This is a genomic window from Streptomyces sp. NPDC060031 (genome assembly GCF_042736805.1).
Classification (GTDB): Bacteria; Actinomycetota; Actinomycetes; order Streptomycetales; family Streptomycetaceae; genus Streptomyces.
Window position 1 is genome coordinate 1 of record NZ_JBHWVM010000058.1, and the last position, 3798, is coordinate 3798.

General features: G+C 74.8%; 3 protein-coding genes. All 3 read left to right on the plus strand.

The features are described from left to right. The coding region (locus tag ACFWB8_RS23935) for an ABC transporter permease (RefSeq protein WP_385230586.1) at positions 1 to 947 on the plus strand (947 nt) is incomplete at its 5' end. A gap of 20 nt (positions 948 to 967) precedes the next feature. Next, positions 968 to 1960 carry an ABC transporter permease gene (locus tag ACFWB8_RS23940; protein ID WP_385230684.1) on the plus strand — a complete coding sequence of 331 codons (993 nt, stop codon included), beginning with the start codon at positions 968 to 970 and terminating at the stop codon, positions 1958 to 1960. After that, positions 1957 to 3612, plus strand: a complete 1656-nt coding sequence (locus ACFWB8_RS23945; RefSeq protein ID WP_385230589.1) for a dipeptide ABC transporter ATP-binding protein — start codon at positions 1957 to 1959, stop codon at positions 3610 to 3612. The genes ACFWB8_RS23940 and ACFWB8_RS23945 overlap by 4 nt, the downstream gene beginning before the upstream one ends. Positions 3613 to 3798 lie beyond the last annotated feature (186 nt).

Genomic DNA, 3798 nt, shown 5'->3' on the forward strand with positions numbered 1-3798 from the left:
GGACCCCCGTCCCGGGCGCGGGCGCCGCGCGCCAGGTCTGGCGCCGCCTGCGCCGCCGGCCCTCGGCCGTCGCTTCCGCCGGGGTCCTCGCGCTGCTCGTCCTCCTCGCCCTCGCGGCGCCGCTGCTCGCCCAGCTCACCGGCCAGGACCCGAACGCCTACCACGACGAGCTCGTGGACTCGGCGCGCGGCGGGGTACCGGTGGGCTCCTTCGGCGGGGTGTCCGCCGACCACTGGCTCGGCGTCGAACCCGGCAGCGGCCGCGACCTGTTCACCCGGCTCCTCCACGGGGCGCGCATCTCCCTGCTCGTCGCCTTCGGCGCGACCGCCCTGCAGGTCCTGCTCGGACTCGTCGCCGGCATCACCGCCGGGCTCGGCAACCGCGCCGCGGGCGCACTCGTCGCCCGGCTCACCGACGTGTCGATCGCCCTGCCCACCCTGGTGCTGGGGGTCGCGCTCACCGCCGTCGTCCCGCCCGGCTTCCCGCGGCCGCTGCTGCTGATCCTGCTCATCGGATTCCTCGGCTGGGGCGGCACCGCCCGGATCGTGCGCGCCCAGACCCTCGCCCTGCGGGGCCTGGACTTCGTGGAGTCCGCCCGGCTGTCGGGCAACGGCACCCTGCGGATCGCCCGCCGCGAGCTGCTGCCCTCGCTGGCCGCGCCCGTGATCACCTACGCCGCGATCCACGTGCCGACCAACATGGTCGCCGAGGCCTCGCTCTCCTTCCTCGGCGTCGGCGTGAAGCCGCCGACCCCGTCCTGGGGACAGATGCTCTCCAGCGCCACGACCTGGTTCCGCGCCGACCCCGTGTACGTCCTGCTCCCCGCCGGGCTGCTCTTCGTCACCGTGCTCGCCTTCACCGTGCTCGGCGACGCCGTCCGCACGGCACTCGACCCGCGCGAGGGCTCGCGCCTGCGGGTCGGCACCAGAAAGGAGCGCAAGGCGTGACTCTCCCCCAGCTACCGCCGGTGGTGCTCCCGGTACTCAAACGGCTCGGCGGGGCGCTCCTCGTGCTCCTCACCCTGTCCGTCGTCGTCTACGCCCTCTTCTACCTCGCCCCCGGCGACCCCGCGCGCCTCGCCTGCGGGGAGCGCTGCAACCCGGCGCAGATCGCCCAGGTGCGCGAGCAGATCGGGCTGAACGAACCCGTCCTCACGCAGTACCTGCACTTCCTCCAGGGGCTGCTGCTCGGCCGCGACCACTCCGGCGGCGCCGGGCTCGTACTGCACTGCGACGCCCCCTGCCTCGGCTTCTCCTACCGCAACGACCAGCAGGTCACCGAGCTCATCCTGGAACGACTGCCCGCCACCCTGTCGCTGGCGCTCGGCGCGCTCGTGATCTGGCTGGTGATCGGGGTCGGCACCGGGCTGCTCTCCGCGCTGCGACGCGGCGGGATCACCGAACGGGCGCTGACCGTCCTCACCCTCGCCGGAACCGGCACCCCCGTCTTCATCCTCGGGCTGCTGCTGCTCATGGCGGTCTGCGCCTACCTCCAGTGGCTGCCGTTCCCGTCCTACGTGCCACTGACCCGGGACCCCGAGCAGTGGGCCTGGAACATGCTGCTGCCGTGGGTGACGCTCGGCTTCTTCGAGAGCGCCAAGTACGCCCGCCTCACCCGCAGTTCCACCCTGGAGACACTCGCCGAGGACCACATCCGCACCTTCCGCGCCTACGGCGTCGGGGAGCGGGCCATCGTCACCCGCCATGCGCTGCGCGGCGCGGTGGCGCCCGTGATCGCACTCAGCGCCGTGGACTTCGGCTCGATGATCGGCGGCGCCCTGCTGACGGAATCGCTGTTCGGGATCCCGGGGCTCGGCAAGACGCTGATGGACGGGGTACGGATCGTGGACCTGCCCGTCGTCGTGGGCGTCGTCCTGACCATCGGCGCGGCCGTGGTCCTCGCCGGAGCGATCGGCGACCTGCTGTACGCCGCCGCGGACCGAAGGGTGGCACTCGCATGACGCGGCCGCTGGTGGAGGTCACCCGGCTCACGGTGGACTTCCCGGTCGGCGCGCCGGGGAAGTACGTCCGGGCCGTGGACGAGATCTCCTTCACCCTGGACGCGGGCCGCGCGCTGGGCATCGTCGGTGAGTCCGGAAGCGGCAAGTCCACCGTCGCGGCAGCCCTGTTGGGCCTGCACCGCGGTACGGGGGCACGGCTGGACGGGGCCGTCCGCGTCGACGGCACGGACGTGGCCGCGGCCTCGCCCGCGCAACTGCGCAGGCTGCGGGGCGGGACCGCCGCGGTGGTCTTCCAGGACCCGCTGAGCTCCCTGGACCCGTACCACGCCATCGGCGACCAGATCGCCGAGGTCCACCGGATCCACGCGGACGTCTCGCGGCGCGCCGCGCGGGCCCGGGCGGTGGAGGTGCTGGACCGGGTGGGCATCCCCGACGCGGTACGGCGCTCGCGCGCCCGGCCGCACGAGTTCAGCGGCGGCATGCGGCAACGCGCCCTGATCGCGATGGCGTTGGCCTGTGAGCCGCGGCTGCTGATCGCCGACGAGCCGACCACCGCGCTGGACGTCACCGTCCAGGCGCAGATCCTGGACCTGCTGCACGGGCTGCGGGAGGAGCGGGGGCTGGGGCTGTTGCTGGTCACCCATGACGTGGGGGTGGCGGCGGAGAGCGTGGACGAGCTGCTCGTCATGCGGGGCGGCTGCGCCGTGGAGCGGGGGGCCGTGTCGCGCGTCCTGTCCGCGCCGGCCGATCCGTACACGCGGACCCTGCTGGCGGCGGTGCCGCGGCTGGACGGGGCGCGGGCCAGGCCGCGGGACTCCGCCCCGGACCCCGCGCCTCGGACGCCGGCGGGGCTGGATGCGGCCGCGCCGGTTGTCGAAGCGTTCGGCCTGCGGAAGGAGTTCGGGCGGGGCAGGCGGCGGGTCGTTGCCGTGGGCGGGGTGTCGCTCGCCGTGCGGGCCGGGGAGACGCTCGGGATCGTGGGGGAGAGCGGGAGCGGCAAGAGCACGCTCGGGCGGATGCTCGTCGGGCTGCTGGATCCCAGTTCCGGGCAACTGCAGCGGGACGGGCGGGAGGTGGAGGGGGTGGCCCCGGGGGTGCAGATGGTCTTCCAGGATCCGGTGTCCTCGCTCAACCCGCGCCGCTCCATCGGCGAGTCCATCGCCGATCCGCTGCGCGCCGCCGGCGAGCGCGACGAGTCCGCGATCCGGGCCCGCGTCGGCGAACTGCTGGTGCGCGTCGGGCTGGAGGCGGCGCACCACGACCGGTACCCGCACGAGTTCAGCGGCGGCCAGCGCCAGCGCGTCGGCATCGCCCGGGCGCTCGCGCCCCGGCCCCGGCTGATCGTCTGCGACGAGCCGGTCTCCGCCCTCGACGTCACCACGCAGGCGCAGGTCACCGCCCTGCTGTCGCAACTCCAGCGGGAGTTGGGCATCGCCCTGGTCTTCATCGCCCACGACCTCGCGGTGGTCCGCCAGGTCAGCGACCGGGTCGCCGTCATGCGGCGCGGCGAGATCGTCGAGGAGGGGCCGGTGGACGAGGTGTACGACCGCCCGGCGCACCCCTACACCCGGCAGCTCCTGGCCGCCGTACCGTCTCTCGATCCGGCGCTGGCCGATGCGCGCCGGGCCTCTCGGCAGGAGGTCTTCGCGTAGGGCCGTGCCCTTTCTAGCGTGCTCGAACGCGAACCGTACGGGAAAGTTACGACTCTTCACCCCTTCCGGTGGCGGGGGGGGCGAACCCCCCGCCCCCCCCCGGGCGGGGCGCGGGGGGTGGGTAGCGGCGGGGGGGGCGGCCGCCCCCGGCCCCCCCCCCCGGGGGTGGGGGGGGGGGGGGGGGGG

Bases quoted from the DNA above. Each gene is read 5' to 3' on its own strand.
- ACFWB8_RS23945 (WP_385230589.1), top strand. From the start codon at position 1,957: ATGACGCGGCCGCTGGTGGAGGTCACCCGGCTCACGGTGGACTTCCCG.